This window comes from Pseudomonas sp. TCU-HL1, from assembly GCF_001708505.1.
GTDB lineage: Bacteria > Pseudomonadota > Gammaproteobacteria > Pseudomonadales > Pseudomonadaceae > Metapseudomonas.
In genome coordinates, this window is sequence record NZ_CP015992.1 from 565,950 (window position 1) to 585,163 (window position 19,214).

Consider the following 19,214-nt stretch of genomic DNA (forward strand, 5'->3'; position numbering starts at 1 on the left):
GGAAGTCCCGATTCTAGCGGGGCAGCACTGACGTGGACACGGTTTTCATCGAAGGTCTGGAGGTCGACACCGTAATCGGTGCCTATGACTGGGAGCGCAGCATTCGCCAGTGTCTGCGCCTGGACCTGCAGCTGGGCTGGGACAACCGCCCTGCAGCAGCAGGAGATGACCTTGAGAAGGCGCTCGACTACGCGGCCGTGTCCCTGCGCATCCAGGCGTTCGCCGCCGAGGCACAGTTCCTGTTGGTGGAGACCTTCGCCGAACGGCTCGTTGCCGTGCTGATGGAGGAGTTCAACATTCCCTGGGTTCGCCTGAAGCTGCACAAGCCCGGCGCCGTTCCCGCGGCCAGCAGTGTTGGCGTGGAGATCGAGCGCGGATGCCGCTGACGCCTATCTATCTCGGTCTCGGCAGCAACATCGAGCGAGAGCGCAACCTGACCGCCGGGCTCGAAGCCCTGGCGGGATTCCTCCACGACATCACGTGCTCGCCGGTGTTCGAGAGCTTCCCTGTGGGCATCAAGAGTGGGAATTTCTTCAACTTCGTGGTTTCTGCCCGCACCGACCTGCCGTTGCACGAGCTCGACCGCCGGTTGAAGGAGATCGAGGCGGATAACGGTCGCTATGCGCCAGGCCGCAAGGGCCTTCCGCTGGATATCGACGTGCTGCTCTACGGTGATCGGGTAGGTAACTTCGATGGCCTGGTCCTGCCGCGTCCCGAGGTGCTGAAGAACGCCTTCGTGCTCTGGCCCCTGTCGCTCCTTGCGCCCGGCCTGCGACATCCGGCGGAGGGCAGCACCTTTGCCGAACTCTGGGAGAAGGCCGCCATCCAGCAGGCGCTGTGGCCGGCCTCCTTTAGCTGGCGCGGCGTCGAACTGACACCGCCAGAGCTGCGTCAGGCTTTCCCGCCGCTTTCCTTGTAGACCTTCAATGCCTTGAGGCGCTCGCCCTTGAGCGCCTCGCCCAGTTCAGCGCCCGTGAGCCCCTTTTCCAGCAGTGGCTGTACCGACACCGCGCGGGCGACCGCGGCGGCGCCCAGCAGGTACGCCGCCTGGGGGTAGTCGCGCTGCTCAAGGCCGGTGCGACCTCGGGCATCCATCTCACTGGCGGCGACGAACTCTTCGAAGCGCTGCGGACGGCGGTAGACATCGAAGCTTTGCAGCAACTCCAGCAGGGTAGACGCGCGTAGCTCCAGGGCACGGTGAGCGTGGGTGTGATATTCGCCCACCAGCAGGGCCAGTTCCTGGCAATCGCGGGGCGCCTTGCAGCGTTCGTTGACGGCGTTGATCAGTTTCAGGCCGCGCTTTTCGTGGGCGATGTGCTGCGGCCACTCCTCTTCAGGCGTCAGGCCTTTTCCCAAGTCATGCAGCAGGCTGGCCCAGCGCACGGTCAGCGGCTGCCCGTGTTTGGCGCATTGGCGCAGGACGGCCAGTACATGGACGCCGGAGTCCACCTCGGGGTGATGCTTCGCCGGCTGCGGAACGCCGAACAGGCGATCCACTTCGGGTAACCAGGCGGCAAGGGCGCCGCAGTCACGCAGTACCTGGATGAATACATCCGGGCGCGGCTCCATCAGGGCGCGGGAGACTTCCTTCCAGCTGCGTTCCGGGGTCAGGGCGTCCAGCTCGCCGGATTCGGCGATCTGTCGCATCAGCGCGAGGGTTTCTTCGGCGACCTGGAAGCCCAGCGGTGCATAGCGGGCGGCGAAGCGCGCCACGCGGAGCACGCGCAGCGGGTCTTCCGCAAAGGCAGGGGAGACATGGCGCAATACCCGGTCTTCCAGGTCGCGTTGGCCGCCATAGGGGTCGAAGAGGTTGCCCTGGCCGTCCTCGGCCATGGCATTGACGGTGAGGTCGCGGCGGATGAGGTCCTGTTCCAGGCTCACGTCCGGGCTGGCGTAGAAGGTGAAGCCGCCATAGCCACGACCGCTCTTGCGCTCAGTGCGGGCGAGGGCGTATTCCTCGCCGCTTTGGGGGTGCAAGAATACCGGGAAGTCCGCCCCGACTGGGCGGAAACCCTGCTCCAGCATCTCTTCGGCGGTGGCGCCCACCACGACCCAGTCGTTCTCGGTTATTGGGCGATTCAACAGGCGGTCGCGTACCGCGCCACCGACTTTGTATATCTGCATGCTTGCCTCCGTGGCTGCGGAGGATAGCAGCCTAGCGGGCTGCGGGGACCTGCTCGACCAGGGCTCGCACCGTGTTTTGCAAGAGTTCGGCGCTGTCCCGGGACGGGCTGAGGCCGGTGCTGGCCAGGCCCTCCCAGAGCACTTCGCCGGCGGGGTCGGTAATACGCAGGCGCAAGGTGCCGGTTTCATCACGCAGAAGGTGAATGGCCTGGTAGGGGCCGAGTGGGCTGGGCGGTGCCTGGTCCGCCTTGAACACCAGCGGCTGGTCGGTCACTGCCAGCCAGTAGTAAACCCGCAGCTGGGCATCACTGTTGGCGCGGTAGCCGCGCTGCTGAAGGCCCTGGCTGATCAGCGGGCCGAGCTCGGCGTAGCGCTCGCGGTGCGGCAGCTCACCCTCGATAGCGAGGTCCGGCGGCACCATTTCGTAGCGTGTCCGGCCCTCCAGTCCGGCTGTTGCCGGCTGCAGGACATGAACCTGCGGAACTGTTGTGGAGCAGGTTGCCAGGACCAGGCACAGCAGCAGGACGAGGAACAGGCGCATCTGAGGGCGGCTCCCATAGAGGATTAGCCGCATGCTCGGTCTCGGCCGGGCACGCGGTCAACCGATCAAATGGGCGGAATGATCAGGTCCAGGCGAGGGTATTCCCCGTCCTCAGTGCGTTCCCCCTTTGGGGGGACATGGTGGCTCCCGGTGATCTGTTCGCCGTGGCGGGTCTCGAGATGGATGTCGAAGCCCCAGAGTCGGTGCAGGTGCTTGAGCACTTCGTCGGTGGAGTCCCCAAGGGGTTTGCGGTCGTGCTGCTGGTGGCGCAGGGTCAGTGAGCGATCGCCGCGGCGGTCTACGCTCCAGATCTGCACGTTGGGCTCGCGGTTGCCTAGGTTGTACTGGGCTGCCAGGGTTTCTCGGATCAGGCGGTAACCCTGCTCGTCATGGATCGCCGGGACCAGCAGTTCGTCCTTCTGGTCATCGTCGAGGACGCTGAACAGCTTGAGGTCGCGGATCACCTTGGGCGAGAGGAACTGCAGGATGAAGCTTTCGTCCTTGAAGCTGCTCATGGCGAACTTGAGGGTGGATAGCCAGTCGCTGCCGGCGATGTCCGGGAACCAGTGCCTGTCCTCCTCGGTTGGGTCCTCGCAGATGCGGCGAATGTCCCTGTACATGGCGAAGCCCAGGGCATAGGGGTTGATGCCGCTGTAGTAGGGGCTGTCGAAGGGTGGCTGGTAGACGACGCTGGTGTGCGACTGCAGGAACTCCATCATGAAGCCGTCGGTGACCAGGCCCTCGTCGTACAGGTCGTTCATCAGGGTGTAGTGCCAGAAGGTGGCCCAGCCTTCGTTCATCACCTGGGTCTGGCGCTGCGGATAGAAGTACTGGGCGATCTTGCGCACGATGCGCACCACTTCCCGTTGCCAGGGCTCGAGCAGCGGCGCGTGTTTCTCGATGAAGTAGAGGATGTTTTCCTGCGGCTCGGCCGGGAAGCGCTGGTTGTCCTTGTCGCCACCCTTGCCGGCGCCTTTGGGAATGGTGCGCCAGAGGTCGTTGATCTGCTTCTGCAGGTGTTCCTCGCGCTCTTTCTGGCGACGTCGTTCTTCTTCGGCCGAGATGGGGTAGGGGCGCTTGTAGCGGTCGACGCCGTAGTTCATCAGGGCGTGGCAGGAGTCCAGCAGGTCTTCTACCGCGTCGATACCGTGGCGCTCCTCGCACTGCATGATGTACTGCTTGGCAAACACCAGGTAGTCGATGATCGAGCTGGCGTCGGTCCAGGTGCGGAACAGGTAGTTGCCCTTGAAGAAGCTGTTGTGGCCATAGCAGGCGTGCGCGATCACCAGCGCCTGCATGGTGATGGTGTTCTCCTCCATGAGGTAGGCGATGCAAGGGTCGGAGTTGATGACGATCTCGTAGGCCAGCCCCATCTGGCCGCGCGAATAGCCTTTCTCGGTGGCCAGGAAGTGCTTGCCATAGGACCAGTGGTGGTAGCCAATTGGCATGCCGACCGAGGCGTAGGCGTCCATCATCTGCTCGGCGCTGATCACCTCGATCTGGTTCGGGTAGGTGTCCAGCGCATAGCGCTCGGCGATGCGGCTGATCTCGCGGTCGTAGGTGCGGATCAGGTCAAAGGTCCACTCGGACCCCGTGGAAATGGGCTTGCGTTCCTTCTTGCTGGCAGTCATGTCACGCCTCCCTCAGGTCACGAGCCGGCGCTGGAAGAGCTCGCGGAACACCGGGTAGATATCCGCCGTCGAAACGATCTGTTGTTGGGCGAAGGTATCGCCGAACGTCTCGCAGACCTGCTCGTACTCGTACCACAGCGCCTGGTGCTCGCGCGGGGTGATCTCGACGTAGGTGTAGTACTGCACGAACGGCATGATCTGCTTGATCAGGATATCCCGGCAGATGGGTGAATCGTCGTTCCAGTTGTCGCCATCCGAGGCCTGGGCGGCGTAGATGTTCCATTCATTGATCGGGTAGCGCTCGGCCATGATCTCCTGCATGAGCTTTAGCGCGCTGGAGACGATGGTGCCGCCGGTTTCCCGGGAATAGAAGAACTCCTCCTCGTCCACCTCGCGGGCGCTGGTGTGGTGGCGGATGAACACGACCTCGATCTTGTCGTAATTCCGCTTGAGGAAGAGGTACAGGAGGATGAAGAAGCGCTTGGCGATGTCCTTGGTGGCCTGGGTCATGGAGCCGGAGACGTCCATCAGGCAGAACATCACCGCCTTGGACGACGGGTTGGGCTGTTTGACCAGCAGGTTGTATTTGAGGTCGAAGGTGTCGAGATAGGGAACGCGCTCGATCCTGGCGCGAAGCTTCGCGATTTCTGTCTCAAGTTCCTGGATATCACCGAAGTTATCCGGTTCCTCGCGTTTCAGGCGCTCCAGTTCGGCTTTCGCTTCCTTCAGCTTGCCGCGGCTGGTCCCGGACAGGGCGATACGCCGGGCATGGGCCGAGCGCAGGGTGCGGACGATATTGATGCGCGAGGGGTTGCCTTCGTTGCTGATGCCCGCGCGCACCGTCTTGAAGGTGTCGGCGCCGGTAAGGTGGCGTTTGACCAGGTTGGGCAGTTCGAGGTCCTCGAACATGAAGTCGAGGAACTCCTCCTGGGTGATCTGGAAGACGAAGTCGTCCATCCCTTCGCCCTGGTTGCTGGCCTTGCCGCCACCGCCGCGGCCGCCGCCGCCCTGGGGCCGTGGAATGCGGTCACCGGTGGTGAATTCCTTGTTGCCGGGGTGGACGATAGTCTGCCGGCCACCACGGCCGTGGTGCAGGACGGGCTCGTCGATATCGCGGCCGGGAATGCTGATCTGTTCGCCATGCTCCATGTCGGTGATGGAACGGCGGCTGATAGCCTCCTCCACGGCCTTCTTGATGTGCTCGCGGTAGCGGCGCAGGAACCGTTGGCGGTTCACTGTGCTCTTGTTCTTGCCGTTCAAACGCCTGTCGATGACGTAGCTCATAGGCCCCTCCGGGGAGCTTCAGGCTGCAAGGCACGGAGGACGCCGTACGATACGGCGCCTCCGGCTGGCGTGTCCCTGGCTTGCAGCTTGAGACTGTTTTACTGCGACTTGCGTACCCGCAGGTACCATTCGGACAGCAGGCGTACCTGTTTCTCCGTATAGCCGCGCTCGACCATGCGCTTGACGAAGTCGTTGTGCTTCTGTTGCTCCTCCTTGCTGCCTTTGGCGTTGAAGCTGATGACCGGCAGAAGATCCTCGGTGTTGGAGAACATTTTCTTCTCGATGACCACGCGCAGCTTCTCGTAGCTGAGCCAACTGGGGTTCTTGCCGTTGTTGTTGGCCCGGGCGCGCAGCACGAAGTTGACGATCTCGTTGCGGAAATCCTTCGGGTTGCTGATGCCGGCCGGTTTCTCGATCTTCTCCAGTTCCTCGTTCAGGGCCACGCGGTTGAGAATCTCGCCGGTTTCCGGGTCGCGGTATTCCTGGTCCTGGATCCAGAAGTCCGCGTACAGCACGTAGCGGTCGAAGATGTTCTGGCCGTACTCGCTGTAGGACTCGAGGTAGGCGGTCTGGATTTCCTTGCCGATGAACTCGATGTAGCGCGGCGCCAGGTATTCCTTGATGAAGCGCAGGTAGCGCTCACGCATTTCGGCCGGGAACTGTTCCTGCTCGATCTGTTGCTCCAGTACATAAAGCAGATGCACCGGGTTGGCGGCGACTTCGTGCGGGTCGAAGTTGAACACCTTGGAGAGAATCTTGAAGGCGAAGCGGGTCGACAGGCCGTTCATGCCTTCGTCCACGCCCGCTGCATCGCGGTATTCCTGGATCGACTTCGCCTTGGGGTCGGTGTCCTTCAGGTTCTCGCCGTCGTAGACGCGCATCTTCGAATAGATGTTGGAGTTCTCCGGCTCCTTCAAGCGCGACAGTACCGAGAATTGCCCCAGCATGCGCAGGGTGTCGGGTGCGCAGTGGGCGTGGGCCAGGGAGCTGCTAACGAGCAGCTTGTCGTAGATCTTGATCTCGTCGACCACGCGAAGGCAGTAGGGCACCTTGACGATGTAGATACGGTCGATAAAGGCTTCGTTGTTCTTGTTGTTACGGAAGCTGTGCCATTCCGATTCGTTGGAGTGGGCCAGGATGATACCGCTGAAGGGCAGCCCGCCCAGGCCCTCGGTGCTGTTGTAGTTGCCTTCCTGGGTGGCGGTCAGCAACGGGTGCAGCACCTTTATTGGTGCCTTGAACATCTCGACGAATTCCATCAGGCCCTGGTTGGACCGGCACAGCGCGCCCGAATAGCTGTAAGCGTCGGCATCGTTCTGCGGGAATTCTTCCAGCTTGCGGATATCCACCTTGCCCACGAGGGCGGAAATGTCCTGGTTGTTCTCGTCACCGGGTTCAGTCTTGGCGATGGCGACCTGGTTGAGGATCGAGGGGTAGAGTTTGACCACGCGGAACTTGCTGATGTCGCCACCGAACTCGTTGAGGCGTTTGGTGGCCCAGGGTGAGATCACTGTACGCAAATAGCGGCGCGGGATGCCGTATTCCTCTTCGAGGATGGCGCCGTCTTCATCTGCGTTGAATAGCCCCAGCGGTGACTCGAACACTGGCGATCCTTTGATGGCGTAGAACGGGACGCGCTCCATGAGCTGCTTCAGTTTCTCCGCCAGGGAGGATTTGCCACCACCGACCGGACCGAGGAGGTAAAGGATCTGTTTCTTCTCTTCCAGGCCTTGGGCGGCGTGGCGGTAGTAGGAAACGATCTGGTCGATGCACTCTTCCATGCCATGGAAGTCGGCAAAGGCCGGATAGCGGCGGATCACCTTGTTCGAGAAAATCCGCGACAGCCTCGGGTCAAGCGAGGTATCGAGCAGTTCCGGGTCACCGATGGCCATGAGCATACGTTCGGCGGCGGTGGCGTAGGCACTGCGGTCCTGTTTGCACAGGTCCAGGTATTCCTGAAGGGAATATTCCTCCTGGCGAGTCGCTTCGAAGCGCTGTTGGAAGTGGCTGAAAATGCTCATGACGTCACCTCGCTGGAATCAGAAAGCCGGCGCGGGGTCGGTTGTGCGGGTGCGGGCAGTCAGCCGAAGAAGGTCGGCCGATGAAAATCCCCCAAAACACCTAATGGTCGCTGCCGATGGCCCGGAACCGGTGTACCGGCTCTCCCCTTTTTTGGATGGCCTGAGCTAAGAGTAGTTCGTAATCGGCAAGGTCAAGCAGGGCGGAACGATAACAAGGGATTACCGTCCGTCGGGGAGTTGGTGCTAAGCCAGTGGTGACGCGGGGTTGCGCCCCGCGGAAAAATTTTTATTCGACGTTGCCCTGGGCGACATCCTCGGGATAGACGCTGCGCCAGAGCTCGAAACCGCCGTCGAGGCTGTAGACCTCGGAGAAGCCCTGATGCGCGAGATAGGCGGCAGCGCTCTGGCTGGAGTTGCCGTGGTAGCAGGCGACGATCAGCGGCTTGTCGAAGTCGGCCTTGGTGATGAAGTCGGCCAGGGAGTGGTTGTCCAGGTGATGCGAGCCGCTGATATGGCCAAGCGCAAAGCTTTGCGGGTCACGGATGTCGACCACAACGGCGCCCTGTTCGCGCAGGGTCTGGGCCTGTTCGGGGGCGATGCGTTGGAATTCACTCATGGCGGTTCTCCTCGCAGCTGCAACTGATGCGTTCGCCGCTGTCGATGTTCAATAGGGTCATGGAGCCGCCCCAGACACAGCCGGTGTCAAGGGCGTAAAGGCCGGGTTCGTTGCACTTGCCTTCCAGGGCTGCCCAGTGGCCGAAGATGATCTTCTGGCCACGGGTCTTGCGTTCGGGAAAGCTGAACCAGGGTGCATAACCGGGCGGGGCGGTTTCAAGGCCCTCCTTGGACTTGAGGTCCAGGGTGCCGTCGGCGCGGCAGAAGCGCATGCGGGTGAGGTAGTTGGTGATGACCCGGAGCCGGGTTGCGCCGTGCAGGTCCTTGTCCCACTTGGCCGGCTCGTTCCCATACATACCGTCGAGGAAGAGTGGAAGGCGAGCGTCGTCCTGCAGCGCTTCTTCCACTTCGGCCGCGCGCTTGAGGGCCTTGCGCAGCGTCCACTGAGGCGGAATGCCCGCGTGGACCAGGGCGACATCCCGTTGCTCGTCGTAATGCAGCAGCTTCTGCCGGCGCAGCCAGTCGAGCAGCTCCGCGCTATCCGGCGCCTCGATGATTTCGCGCAGGGTGTCGGCCTTGCGCAGGCGTTCGATGTTGTTGGCAGCAGCCAGCAGATGCAGGTCGTGGTTGCCGAGTACGCATACCACCGAATCACGGATGGAATAGAGGAAGCGCAGCGTCTCCAGGGACTTGGGGCCACGGTTGACCAGATCCCCCACCAGCCACAGTTCGTCGTTCGCTGGATCGAAGTGGACCTGCTCCAGGAGGCACTTCAGCTGATCGAGGCAGCCCTGGAGGTCGCCGACCGCATAAGCCGTCATTCCGGTGCCCTCAATGCAGCGAGCCGGGAACGGCAAGACGGAAGGGCGCGATGATGGCGTCGAAGCGCTTGCCGTCATCGGCGACCATCTGGTAGCTGCCTTGCATGCTACCCACTTGCGTGGCCATGACGGTGCCGCTGGTGTACGTGTGACTGGCGCCTGGCGCGATCAGGGGCTGCTGACCGACGACGCCGGCACCGCGGACTTCCTGAACATGGCCATCGCCATCGGTGATCACCCAGTGGCGAGTGAGCAGTTTGGCAGGCAACTCGCCATTGTTCTGGATGGTCACGGTATAGGCGAAGGCAAAGCGGTTCTCGTCCGGCTGGGATTGTTCCGGGAGGAAGCGGGTGGCGACGCTGACGTCGACCTGATAGCGAGAATCGGTCACGCGATGGCTCTCGAATAGCTGGGAATGAGTCTAGGGCTTGGGGGCGAAGGCGGCCAGTTGATCGGCCAGGCGGACGAAGGCGGCAAGGTCGAGCTGTTCCGGGCGAAGGCCGCCGTCGACGCCTGCGGCCTCGATGGACGCGGCGTCCAGCAGGCCCTTGAGCGTGTTGCGCAAGGTCTTGCGTCGCTGGTTGAAGGCTTCGCGCACTACCCGCTCCAGCAGCGCAGCGTCCTTGGCCGGGTGCGGCAATACCTCGTGAGGCACCAGCCGGACGATGGCCGAATCCACCTTGGGCGGTGGATTGAAGGCGCCCGGGCCGACGTTGAACAGGTGCTCCACGCGGCAGTGGTACTGGACCATGATCGACAGCCTTCCCCAGTCACCACCGCCAGGCTCGGCGGCCAGGCGCTCCACCACTTCCTTCTGGAGCATGAAGTGCATGTCGCGGATCAGGTCGGCGTGATCCAGCAGGTGGAAGATCAGTGGGGTCGAAATGTTGTACGGCAGATTGCCCACCACCCTCAGGCTTCGCGGTTCGGCGCCTAGCTGGCGGAAGTCGAACTTGAGCGCGTCACCCTGGTTGATGCGGAAGTTCGGCAACTGGCCGAACTTGTGCTGCAGGATGGGGATCAGGTCCAGGTCCAGTTCGACCACATCGAGCTGGGCACCGCTGCTCAGCAGGCCTTCGGTCAGGGCGCCCTGGCCCGGGCCGATCTCCAGCAGGCGCTCGCCGGGGCGGGCGTGAATGCTGCGCAGGATGCGGTGGATAACGCCCGCATCGTGCAGGAAGTTCTGGCCGAAGCGCTTGCGCGCGCGGTGTTGATAATGTTCGGACATCGAAGGCTCCAGGCCTTGTGGCCAGGCACGGGGCCTGGCGTGGAAACTGAGCCGCGTAGTCTATCAGGCGCCAGAGCGCGCCGCCTGTGGCGTTGCCGCGAAAGCGCCGCTGTTCGCTCGTTTACGTGTTGCGCTGCTGGGCAGTGGCCATCTGGTAAGCGGTTTCCAGGGCGACTTCCAGGCTGCCGCAGTCGATACGGCCCGTGCCGGCCAGGTCCAGGGCGGTGCCATGGTCAACCGAAGTGCGGATGATCGGCAGGCCCAGGGTCACGTTCACTGCTGCGCCGAATCCCTTGTACTTGAGCACAGGCAGGCCCTGGTCGTGGTACATGGCGAGTACCGCGTCGCAATGCTCCAGATGCTTGGGGGTGAACAGGGTGTCGGCCGGCAGCGGGCCGACCAGGTCCAGGCCCTCTTTGCGCAGACCTTCCAGGGTGGGCTCGATGATTTCCAGTTCTTCCCGGCCCAGGTGGCCGCCTTCCCCCGCATGAGGGTTGAGGCCGCAGACGAGGATGCGCGGACGAGCGATGCCGAACTTGTTCACCAGGTCGGCATGCAGGATGCGGCTGACCCGTTGCAGGCGATCGGGCGTGATCGCGGCGGCGACGTCCTTCAGCGGCAGGTGGGTGGTCACCAGCGCCACACGCAGGCCGCGGGTTGCCAGCATCATCACCACTTGGCGAGTGGTGGTCAGATCGGCAAGGAACTCGGTGTGGCCGGAGAAGGCGATGCCTGCATCATTGATGACGCCCTTGTGTACCGGGGCTGTGATCATCCCGGCGAAGAGCCCGTCGAGGCAGCCCTGGCCGGCGCGGGTCAGGGTTTCCAGCACGTAGTCGGCGTTGTCCGGGGCCAGTTGGCCGGGCTTGGCAGGCGCCCGCAATGGCGTATCCCAGACGAACAGGCTACCGGCGGGCGCCGGACCCTCCGGAAGGGCGGATGGGTCGACTTCGATCAGTTGGATGGACAGGCCCAGTTCAGTGGCGCGCTCTTTGAGCAGGCTGCGGCTGGCGATGGCGATCAGGGCGTGGGGCTGTGCGGAACGGGAGAGCAGCAGGCAAAGGTCGGGGCCGATGCCGGCGGGTTCACCAGGGGTGAGGGCGAAGCGGAGAGGATTCATTCCGGGTCCTTGCGTGGTGTCCAGCGCGTTGGCGGTGATTGTACCGCCAGCGCGCTGGGCCGGACCCAGTTACTTACAGCTTGGTTTCGACGTAGGCCTCGTCGCGGATCTGGCGCAACCAGGCCTGCAACTCTTCGTCGTACTTGCGATTGCGCAGGATGTTCACCGCCTGCTGCTCGCGGAACTTCTCGCTGCTGTCGGTAGCGCGGCGACCGAGCACTTCCAGCACATGCCACCCGTACGGGCTCTTGAAGGGCTGGGACAGCTTGCCGGACGGAGTCTGGGCCATGACTTCGCGGAACTCCGGTACCAGCGCGTTTGGGTCGATCCAGTTCAGGTCGCCACCGTTGAGCGCCGAGCCCGGGTCTTCGGAGAAGCTCTTCGCCAGTTCGCCGAAATCTTCACCCGACTGGATGCGCTCGTAGAGGCGCTCTGCCAGGCGCTTGGTGTCGGCCTCGCTGCGGATTTCGCTGGGCTTGAGCAGGATGTGACGGACGTGCACTTCGTCTCGCACCAGGGTGTCGCCGCCGCGCTTGTCCAGCAGCTTCAGGATGATGAAGCCGCCCGGAGTGCGAACCGGCTCGGTCACTTGACCAGGCTGCAGTGCGCCGATCATGCCGTCGAAGGGCGGGGGTAGCTGGGCGGCCTTGCGCCAGCCAATCTCGCCGCCTTCCAGGGCGGTCTCGCCGGCCGAGCGGGAGATGGCCAGTTGGGCGAAGTCGGCGCCTTGCTGAAGCTGCTGGTACAGCTCCTGGGCTTGGCGTTCGGCTGCCTGGATGGTGCTGGGCGAGGAGCCTTCCGGTACCGGGATCAGGATGTTGGCCAGGCGGAACTCCTCGGACAGCTGGATCTTGCCCATGTCGGAGGCGAGGAAGTTCTGCACTTCCTGATCGGTAACCTGGATGCGCTCGGCCACGCGGCGCTGACGCACACGGCTGATGACCATCTCGCGACGTACCTGGTCGCGGGCGTCGTCGTAAGACAGGCCGTCCCGGGAAAGGGCGCCGCGGAACTGGTCGACGGTCATGCCGTTGCGCTGGGCAATGGCTTCGATGGCCTGGTTCAGCTCTTCGTCGGCGATGCGGATGCCGGAGCGATCGCCGATCTGCAGCTGGATGTTCTCGATGATCAGGCGTTCCAGCACTTGCTGGCTGAGTACGTGCTCGGGCGGCAGCGAGGCGCCACGCTTTGCGATGGTCTGCTGCACTTCATGCAGGCGCTGGTCCAGCTGGCTCTGCATGATCACATCGTTATCGACAATGGCGACCACGCGGTCGATGGAGCGAACCTCGGCGTGCGCGAGGCCGCCGAGGAACAGGGCGCCCAACAGCAGCGGGCGCAGGCGATCAGAGAGCTTGGTCTTCACGTTCACGGTAACCTTGAATGCCTTTTTCCAGGAAGCCTTCGGCCTTGTTGCCCACGATGCCGCCGAGACCCTTGAGGACGATTTGCAGGAAGATCCCGCGGTCGCCGCTTTCGTTGGTCGCGTCCGGCGTCTGGTCGAACTCGTCGTAGTCAACCCAGTAGCGGTTGATCAGGCGCAGCTTCCAGCAGCAGTTGTCGTATTCGAAGCCACCGAAGGCTTCCAGGGTGCGGTCGCGGTTGTAGTCGTACTGCCAGCGAGCAATGGCGCTCCACTGCGGGACCACAGGCCAGATGACGGAGAAGTCGTGCTGGCTGATCTTGTAGTAGTCCTTGATGAAGCCCGGAGTACCCGGGGTGCCGAAGTCACCGCCGCCCACGTTCCAGGTGCCGGTGGACTGGTCGAAGCGGATGGTGTCGTTGCGGTAGCGATAGCCGGCATTGACCACCTTGTTCGGGTTGTCTTCGGGCTGGTAGTGGAACATCGCGCTGCCGGAGCGGGTGCGATGGGAATCCGGGTCCCAGTTGAAGTCGGAGGTGATACGCCAATCGCGGTTGAAACGGTACAGGTACTCCAGCGCGTAGGGCGAAACAGAAGCCTGGGCATCGGCGCGGGTGCGGTAGTCGATGCCCGGCAGCTGCACTTTGCGGTCCTGGAAGTAGAAAGCCTGGCCGATGCTGAAGCGCTGGCGCTCGAAGCCGTTGGACTCGATCCAGCGATTGGTCGCGCCCAGCGAAATCTGGTTGGCGTCGCCAATGCGGTCGCGGCCGGCGAAGCGGTTGTCACGCCACAGCGACGAGTAATTGAACGTGGACTCGCCCGTGTCGAACAGCGGGATGTCGGTCTGGTCTTCTTCCGGTACGTAGAGGTAGTACAGGCGCGGTTCCAGGGTCTGGGTGTAATTCTTGCCGAAGAACTGCGTGTTGCGGTCGAAGTACAGGCCGCTGTCCACGCTGTAGATCGGCACCTGGCGATCCTGGCTGCCGTGGAAGGTCTGTTCCGCCAGCAGGGTGTTCTTGCCTTGCTGGTCCAGATCCAGGTCGTACTGGGTGTAGGCGTATTTGACTTGAGGTTTGACGAAGCCCCAGGTCCAGTTCATCGGCAGGCTGACGCTCGGCTCCAGGTGAGTACGGTCGCCATTGGCGCGGGCCAGACCCTGGAGGTTGTTGTCGTTCCAGGGCGAGGTCACGCCATCGATATCGGAGAACACGCCTTCACGCAGATTACGGTCGAAACGTACGAACTCGGTGCTGTAGGCGAAGTTCAGGCCGCCGGGCTGGAAGGGCAGGGCACCATCGAAGGTGATCTGCGGCAAGCGATCATAGGGGGTGATGTCGGAGATGGTCGCCAGCTCATAGGCATGGGCGTTCAACCTCGCAACGTAGCCCTCGCCGCGGTAGGTCAGAGTACCTCGCTGGTTGACGTAAGTGGGGGTGTCCACACTCAGGTCGGTGTCCAGGTCGTCGAAGTAGTACGGGTCGCTGATGTCGGTGTAGTCGACTTCGGCCAGCAGACGGGAATCCAGGCCGCCGGTGTGTTTCCAGTTGTACAGCCAGCGCTTCTGCTCGTACTCGGACATGAGCTTGCGCTCGTCTTCCTGGTCGTCGAGGTAGGCGGCGCCCAGTTGACCTTCGCTGCTGCGTGTCAGGTAGCGGAACTCGCCTTCCACCATCATGCCGCGCTTGGACATGTAGCGTGGATACAGTGTGGCGTCGTAGTTCGGTGCCAGGTTGAAGTAGTAAGGCGTGACCAGCAGGAAACCGGTGTCGCTGCTGCTGCCGATGGTCGGTGGCAGGAAGCCGGATTGGCGACGGTCGTCGATCGGGAAATAGATGTACGGGGTATAGAACACCGGAATGTCCTTGACCCGCAGGGTGACGTTGGTCGCAGTGCCGAAGCCAGTGGCCGGGTTCAGCTTGATGTTGTTGCCCTTCAGGTGCCAGGCGTTGTCGCCCGGCTCGCAACGGGTATAGGTCCCGTCCTTGAGACGGATGACCGCGTCTTCCTGGCGCTTGGCGTACAGCGCGCTACCACGGGTGTGGGACTGGTGCAGGACATACTCGGCGTTGTCGACTTTGGCTTCGCCGTTGTCCAGTTGCAGCTCGGCGCGATCGCCGACCACCAGGGCGCCCTTGTCGCGCAACTTGACGTTGCCGAGCAGCTCGCCGCGGTTCTCCGCCTGGTGCAGGTTGGCCTCGTCGGCTTCCACCTGCATGCTGCCCTGGCGCAGGACCACATCACCGGCGAGGGTGGCGATCTGCTTCTCCTGCTCGTAGCGCGAGGCCTTGGCGGAAATATAGGTGGGCGCATCTTCCAGCGGTGTGCTGTCATCCATGCCGGGGCGCGGGGGTTCGACATAGGCACCGGCACAATAGGGACCGGCTTCCGCCAGCTGAGATGGCGTGAGCTTGTCGCGCGGTACCCAGTCGAGGTGGCTGTAGTCGGCACTGCGGGAGGTCAGGCCCTTGCCTTCGGCTTCGGTCACCAGAGTGGCCTTGCCGCCTTCGGCGGTTTGGGGCGCAGCTCCGATGGTCGAGCTCACGGCGCTGTCGCTGTGTACCGGGCGCGGTGGCAGGTTCTCGGTGCTGGCCTTGGGCGCGCACGCCCAGCCGCCAGTGGCGGAAGCCTGGCAGTCGAACTGCTCTGCGGCGACGACGAATGGAGTGGCTACTGGCTGCAGTGCCAGCAGGCTGCCGGTCACCAGCAGGGGGAACTTTCTACGAAACGCGGGAGATCTTACTGCCATCTTGTTAGTCCGGGCTTCCTGCGCGCCTTCGGCCCGCTGGGGCCGCACGCCTCTCGATGGGCTGAAAAAGATGCTGGATAATAAAGCATGACCCGCACAACGGCTAGCGCCGCCGGAGACCACCCGATGCACCACGAAGACCTTCGCCTTCAGCAGCTGAGCCAATGGCTGGACCAGCAGTTGCCCACCCTGTTCGCTGCCGAAGGCTGGGGCCCCGTGCCAGCCGCCCAACTGGTTCCGGCCAGCAGCGATGCGAGCTTTCGCCGATATTTTCGTTGGGAGACCGAAGGTCGCACGCTGATCCTGATGGACGCGCCCCCGCCCCGCGAGGATTGCCGCCCCTTTGTCAAAGTGGCCGGAATGCTGGCTGAAGCGGGTGTCCATGTTCCGCGTATTCTCGCCGCCGACGTGGAGCAGGGCTTCCTGATCCTCGATGACCTGGGCCGCCAGACCTACCTGGAGGTCATCAATCCCGATAACGCCGACGCGCTGTTCGACGATGCCTTGCGTGCGCTGCTGGCTTTCCAGAAACGCAGCCTCGACGTACCCATGCCCAGCTACGACGACGCCCTGCTGCGCCGTGAGCTGCAACTGTTCCCCGAGTGGTACCTGCAACGCCATCTCGGCATCGAACTGGACGGCGAGCGCCTCGCGGCCTGGCAACGGATCTCCGATCTGCTGATCGGCAGCGCACTGGCCCAGCCGCAAGTGCTGGTACACCGCGACTACATGCCGCGCAACCTGATGCTCAGCACCCCCAACCCCGGCGTGCTGGATTTCCAGGACGCGGTCTACGGCCCGGTAACTTATGACGTTACCTGTCTGTTCAAGGACGCCTTCCTCAGTTGGCCGGAGGGGCGGGTTGCCGGCTGGCTGCAGCGCTACTGGAGCCTGGCACTGGAAGCCGGCATCCCGGTTCAGCCGGCGTTCGCCGAGTTCCATCGGGCAAGCGACCTGATGGGGGTTCAGCGCCATCTCAAGGTGATCGGCATCTTCGCGCGGATCTGCCATCGCGATGGCAAACCCAAGTACCTGGGCGATGTGCCGCGTTTCTTTGCCTATATAAAGGCAGTGATCGAACGTCGTCCCGAACTGGCTGAGCTGGGCGAGCTGCTGAGCAGCCTGCCCCAGGACGAGGCCGTCCGCCCATGAAGGCCATGATTCTGGCTGCCGGCAAGGGGGAGCGCATGCGCCCCCTGACCCTGCACACGCCCAAGCCACTGGTTCGCGCTGCCGGCACTCCGCTGATCGAGTTTCACCTCCGGGCCCTGGCGCAAGCGGGCTTTCGTGAACTGGTGATCAACCACGCCTGGCTTGGCCAGCAGATCGAGGATCATCTGGGTGATGGTGCGCGTTTCGGCTTGTCCATTCGCTATTCCGCGGAAGGTGAGCCCCTTGAAACCGGTGGAGGCATCTTCCAGGCCCTGCCCCTGCTGGGGGACGAACCGTTCCTCGTGGTCAACGGTGACGTCTGGACCGACTTCGACTTCACTCGCCTGCGTCGCCCGCTGGATGGCCTGGCGCATCTGGTGCTGGTGGACAATCCCGATCACCACCCGCGCGGTGATTTCCGCCTGGCCGAGGGCCGTGTACGCGACGCAGTGGATGGCGGACCCAGCCTGACCTACAGCGGCATCGCCGTGCTTCACCCGCGTCTGTTCGAGGGGTGCCAGGCGGGTGCCTTCAAGCTGGCGCCGCTGCTGCGCCAGGCCATGGCGGCCGGTGAGGTCAGCGGCGAGCATCACGCTGGACGTTGGGTGGACGTCGGCACTCACGAGCGCCTCGCGGACGTCGAGCGCCTGCTGACGGCGGAGGCTTGAGTTGGTCTGGCCTGCCACGCTGATAGGTGCTGTTGCCGGATTCACCCTGGCGAATATTCCGGGCGCCTTGCTCGGTGGCCTGCTCGGGCAAGTGCTCGACCGGCGCCTGAGGCTGGACTCCTGGAGCGCACTGCGCGCGCGATTGCGGGGTGATCCAGCCATCGACCTGCAGGACCTGCTGTTCATCCTCCTGGGGCGCCTGGCCAAGAGCGACGGGCGAGTGCAGGAGGCGCACATTCAACAGGCACGTGCTGAAATGAAGCGGCAGGGGCTGGATGAGGCCGGCACCCGCCGCGCCATCGGCGCCTTCAACCGCGGCAAGGCCGGTGGGGACGACCTGCATTCCTCCCTGCGAACGCTGAAGCATGAGCGCCCGACCGTGGAGCGCCTGTTGCGCAGTTGCTGGCAGATGGCTGCGGCCGATGGCCGTATCGGGCGGCATGAGCGTGAGCTCATCCTGCAGTGGGGGCATTCGCTGGGCTTTTCCGCTGCCCAGGTAGAGGCCCTCGGCGCCGGCTACGACACGCCACATGGGCTGCCGCCCAAACGAAGCAACAGCTACAAGGAGGCCTTGCTCCTGCTGGGGGTGACTGCCGAATGCGAACCAGCTGTGATCAAGCGCGCCTACCGCCGGCTGCTCAGTCAGAGCCACCCCGACAAGCTCGCCGGTTCAGGCGCCAGCCCCGCCGTGGTCCGCGCTGCCACCGACCGTACCCGCGAGCTACACAGTGCCTATAGCCTGATTCGCGAGCGCCACGGCTTCCGCTGATTCTGACGAGGTTCTGAGGCTCATTCCCCTGCCTGACCTTTGTCGGCGCCGGCTTGCAGATGCAGGCTCAGCCAGCCGCGAATGCGCCGGACCAGCTGTTCCTGCTCGGTGGCCCGGTCTGCCGGCAAGCCTTTCATGGTGATCTGGATGTAGGCCGGATGTTTCTGCCGCTTGCTCGCATGCAGTCGGCGCAAGGCGGCGTCGCGGTCTGCGGGCAGGTCCTTGTAGTAGAAGTCGCCAGTCGCCAGCTTCAGCGCAGGTAGCGAGTCCTCGAGCGCCGGCTCATAGCCGGCGGGCAGTTCCGCCGCAACCAGCAGCAGGTTGCGCACGTCCTGGGGTTCCCGGGTAATGAGGAACTGCGTCGCCCAGTAGGCGCCGGTGCCGTGTCCGAGCAACACAATGGACCTGGGCTTTTGCTGACGGGCGAAAGCCAGCGCCGCCTCGATGCGGGCGAATACCCGGTCTGTCTGGGCCTTCTGGACCGCGTCACGGGACAACGCCGGCGGTGCCGGGTCGGTATTGGGCTCGGCGCTGCCGGCTTGTTCCGTGTTGGCGGGGCCTTCTTCCTGCGCCTTCTCCGGGCTCACCGCGGGTTCCGCCTTGCCGGGCGCTTCGGTCGCGACGGGACGAGGCGGCACGGGGTCGCCACTGGGATCGGGCAGGGTCAGGCTGAGGGTGCTCCAGCCGGCGTTCGGCAGCTGGCGCCGCAACGGGCCGATGACTTCGGGCCAGTCAGCACTTTCGCCCTCGCCCGGCAGGAGGATGAGCACGCCGCTGGGCTCTCCGGCATTTGCGGGTTGCCAAAGGGCCAGGAAGCTCTCGTCGGCGGCTTTCAGTTGTTGCTGCTCGCGTCCTGGCAACTGGCGCTCCAGGCTGATGGCATCGTCCTGGCTGCGCTCTTCCAGGGGCGCGCGCTCCACGGCCGGTGCGGGTTCCTTGGTCGGTTCAGTGCTTTTTTCCTCGGCCTGTAGGGGGAAGGTGGCCGGCAGAAGTGCCAGACAAAGTGCGGCAAGGGGCGGAAAAAAGGCGCGAAGCATCTGAGGGTTCCTGGTCAAGCTGGGAAACTGGAGCCTAATGGCTCGACCGGCGTTTGTCAGGCCGAGCCTTCGCATGGTGGGCCGTGGCTGGAGT

Annotated in this window: 18 protein-coding genes; 5 read left to right on the plus strand and 13 right to left on the minus strand. The window is 63.7% G+C overall.

Features of this window, described 5'->3' with window-relative positions; translation table 11 throughout:
• Window positions 1–32: 32 nt before the first annotated feature.
• A complete protein-coding gene (gene folB, locus THL1_RS02555) occupies window positions 33–386 on the plus strand; it encodes a dihydroneopterin aldolase (protein WP_069081816.1) in 354 nt (117 codons plus the stop codon).
• Entirely contained in the window at window positions 377–919 is a 543-nt protein-coding gene (folK, locus tag THL1_RS02560; protein WP_069081817.1) for a 2-amino-4-hydroxy-6-hydroxymethyldihydropteridine diphosphokinase, read from the plus strand. The genes folB and folK overlap by 10 nt, the downstream gene beginning before the upstream one ends.
• Here the strand turns inward: folK and THL1_RS02565 are convergent.
• The 12 genes from THL1_RS02565 to THL1_RS02620 all read right to left on the minus strand — a co-directional run bounded on the left by THL1_RS02565 (window position 892) and on the right by THL1_RS02620 (window position 15,494).
• Window positions 892–2,124 carry a multifunctional CCA addition/repair protein gene (locus tag THL1_RS02565; RefSeq protein ID WP_069081818.1) on the minus strand — a complete coding sequence of 411 codons (1,233 nt, stop codon included), beginning with the start codon at window positions 2,122–2,124 and terminating at the stop codon, window positions 892–894. The genes folK and THL1_RS02565 overlap by 28 nt on opposite strands.
• 31 nt (window positions 2,125–2,155) lie before the next feature.
• Window positions 2,156–2,665 (minus strand): DUF4136 domain-containing protein, encoded by a 510-nt coding sequence (locus tag THL1_RS02570; protein WP_069081819.1) that lies wholly within the window; start codon window positions 2,663–2,665, stop codon window positions 2,156–2,158.
• 65 nt (window positions 2,666–2,730) lie between these two features.
• Window positions 2,731–4,296, minus strand: coding sequence for a SpoVR family protein (locus THL1_RS02575; protein WP_069081820.1), 1,566 nt, complete (start codon window positions 4,294–4,296; stop codon window positions 2,731–2,733).
• A 12-nt stretch (window positions 4,297–4,308) separates the two neighbouring features.
• On the minus strand, window positions 4,309–5,580 hold the full coding sequence (locus THL1_RS02580) for a YeaH/YhbH family protein (RefSeq protein ID WP_069081821.1): 1,272 nt from the start codon (window positions 5,578–5,580) through the stop codon (window positions 4,309–4,311).
• Between the two features lie 98 nt (window positions 5,581–5,678).
• Window positions 5,679–7,601 carry a PrkA family serine protein kinase gene (locus THL1_RS02585; RefSeq protein WP_069081822.1) on the minus strand — a complete coding sequence of 641 codons (1,923 nt, stop codon included), beginning with the start codon at window positions 7,599–7,601 and terminating at the stop codon, window positions 5,679–5,681.
• Between the two features lie 286 nt (window positions 7,602–7,887).
• Window positions 7,888–8,217 carry a thiosulfate sulfurtransferase GlpE gene (glpE, locus tag THL1_RS02590; RefSeq protein ID WP_069081823.1) on the minus strand — a complete coding sequence of 110 codons (330 nt, stop codon included), beginning with the start codon at window positions 8,215–8,217 and terminating at the stop codon, window positions 7,888–7,890.
• Window positions 8,210–9,037: a symmetrical bis(5'-nucleosyl)-tetraphosphatase gene (locus THL1_RS02595; RefSeq protein ID WP_069081824.1), complete on the minus strand. Its 828-nt coding sequence runs from the start codon at window positions 9,035–9,037 to the stop codon at window positions 8,210–8,212. The genes glpE and THL1_RS02595 overlap by 8 nt, the downstream gene beginning before the upstream one ends.
• A gap of 10 nt (window positions 9,038–9,047) precedes the next feature.
• On the minus strand, window positions 9,048–9,428 hold the full coding sequence (gene apaG, locus THL1_RS02600; RefSeq protein WP_069081825.1) for a Co2+/Mg2+ efflux protein ApaG: 381 nt from the start codon (window positions 9,426–9,428) through the stop codon (window positions 9,048–9,050).
• Window positions 9,429–9,458: 30 nt separating this feature from the next.
• Complete coding sequence (gene rsmA, locus THL1_RS02605; RefSeq protein ID WP_069081826.1) at window positions 9,459–10,265, minus strand: 16S rRNA (adenine(1518)-N(6)/adenine(1519)-N(6))-dimethyltransferase RsmA; 807 nt, start codon at window positions 10,263–10,265, stop codon at window positions 9,459–9,461.
• A 121-nt stretch (window positions 10,266–10,386) separates the two neighbouring features.
• Window positions 10,387–11,385, minus strand: coding sequence for a 4-hydroxythreonine-4-phosphate dehydrogenase PdxA (gene pdxA, locus THL1_RS02610; protein ID WP_069081827.1), 999 nt, complete (start codon window positions 11,383–11,385; stop codon window positions 10,387–10,389).
• Between the two features lie 73 nt (window positions 11,386–11,458).
• Window positions 11,459–12,751 carry a peptidylprolyl isomerase gene (locus THL1_RS02615; RefSeq protein WP_145928247.1) on the minus strand — a complete coding sequence of 431 codons (1,293 nt, stop codon included), beginning with the start codon at window positions 12,749–12,751 and terminating at the stop codon, window positions 11,459–11,461.
• Window positions 12,732–15,494 (minus strand): LPS-assembly protein LptD, encoded by a 2,763-nt coding sequence (locus THL1_RS02620; protein WP_069081829.1) that lies wholly within the window; start codon window positions 15,492–15,494, stop codon window positions 12,732–12,734. Before THL1_RS02620 ends, THL1_RS02615 begins: the two co-directional genes overlap by 20 nt.
• A 126-nt stretch (window positions 15,495–15,620) precedes the next feature.
• Between THL1_RS02620 and THL1_RS02625 the strand changes: the two genes are divergently transcribed.
• The 3 genes from THL1_RS02625 to THL1_RS02635 are packed head-to-tail and all read left to right on the plus strand — an operon-like array spanning window position 15,621 to window position 18,083.
• A complete protein-coding gene (locus THL1_RS02625) occupies window positions 15,621–16,646 on the plus strand; it encodes an aminoglycoside phosphotransferase family protein (protein ID WP_069081830.1) in 1,026 nt (341 codons plus the stop codon).
• Entirely contained in the window at window positions 16,643–17,314 is a 672-nt protein-coding gene (gene murU / locus THL1_RS02630; RefSeq protein ID WP_069081831.1) for an N-acetylmuramate alpha-1-phosphate uridylyltransferase MurU, read from the plus strand. The genes THL1_RS02625 and murU overlap by 4 nt, the downstream gene beginning before the upstream one ends.
• A gap of 1 nt (window position 17,315) precedes the next feature.
• Window positions 17,316–18,083 carry a TerB family tellurite resistance protein gene (locus tag THL1_RS02635; protein ID WP_069081832.1) on the plus strand — a complete coding sequence of 256 codons (768 nt, stop codon included), beginning with the start codon at window positions 17,316–17,318 and terminating at the stop codon, window positions 18,081–18,083.
• A gap of 20 nt (window positions 18,084–18,103) precedes the next feature.
• Here THL1_RS02635 and THL1_RS02640 read toward each other — a convergent pair whose 3' ends face one another.
• Entirely contained in the window at window positions 18,104–19,120 is a 1,017-nt protein-coding gene (locus THL1_RS02640; RefSeq protein WP_069081833.1) for an alpha/beta hydrolase family protein, read from the minus strand.
• Window positions 19,121–19,214: the final 94 nt, after the last annotated feature.

What these genes read in the sequence shown, in the direction of transcription:
- THL1_RS02585 (WP_069081822.1), bottom strand. Translation starts at nt 7,601, where the DNA reads ATGAGCATTTTCAGCCACTTCCAACAGCGCTTCGAAGCGACTCGCCAG.
- THL1_RS02620 (WP_069081829.1), bottom strand. Translation starts at nt 15,494, where the DNA reads ATGGCAGTAAGATCTCCCGCGTTTCGTAGAAAGTTCCCCCTGCTGGTG.
- THL1_RS02575 (WP_069081820.1), bottom strand. Translation starts at nt 4,296, where the DNA reads ATGACTGCCAGCAAGAAGGAACGCAAGCCCATTTCCACGGGGTCCGAG.
- THL1_RS02565 (WP_069081818.1), bottom strand. Translation starts at nt 2,124, where the DNA reads ATGCAGATATACAAAGTCGGTGGCGCGGTACGCGACCGCCTGTTGAAT.
- THL1_RS02625 (WP_069081830.1), top strand. Translation starts at nt 15,621, where the DNA reads ATGCACCACGAAGACCTTCGCCTTCAGCAGCTGAGCCAATGGCTGGAC.
- folK (WP_069081817.1), top strand. Translation starts at nt 377, where the DNA reads ATGCCGCTGACGCCTATCTATCTCGGTCTCGGCAGCAACATCGAGCGA.
- THL1_RS02570 (WP_069081819.1), bottom strand. Translation starts at nt 2,665, where the DNA reads ATGCGCCTGTTCCTCGTCCTGCTGCTGTGCCTGGTCCTGGCAACCTGC.
- murU (WP_069081831.1), top strand. Translation starts at nt 16,643, where the DNA reads ATGAAGGCCATGATTCTGGCTGCCGGCAAGGGGGAGCGCATGCGCCCC.
- pdxA (WP_069081827.1), bottom strand. Translation starts at nt 11,385, where the DNA reads ATGAATCCTCTCCGCTTCGCCCTCACCCCTGGTGAACCCGCCGGCATC.
- glpE (WP_069081823.1), bottom strand. Translation starts at nt 8,217, where the DNA reads ATGAGTGAATTCCAACGCATCGCCCCCGAACAGGCCCAGACCCTGCGC.
- THL1_RS02580 (WP_069081821.1), bottom strand. Translation starts at nt 5,580, where the DNA reads ATGAGCTACGTCATCGACAGGCGTTTGAACGGCAAGAACAAGAGCACA.
- rsmA (WP_069081826.1), bottom strand. Translation starts at nt 10,265, where the DNA reads ATGTCCGAACATTATCAACACCGCGCGCGCAAGCGCTTCGGCCAGAAC.
- THL1_RS02640 (WP_069081833.1), bottom strand. Translation starts at nt 19,120, where the DNA reads ATGCTTCGCGCCTTTTTTCCGCCCCTTGCCGCACTTTGTCTGGCACTT.
- THL1_RS02595 (WP_069081824.1), bottom strand. Translation starts at nt 9,037, where the DNA reads ATGACGGCTTATGCGGTCGGCGACCTCCAGGGCTGCCTCGATCAGCTG.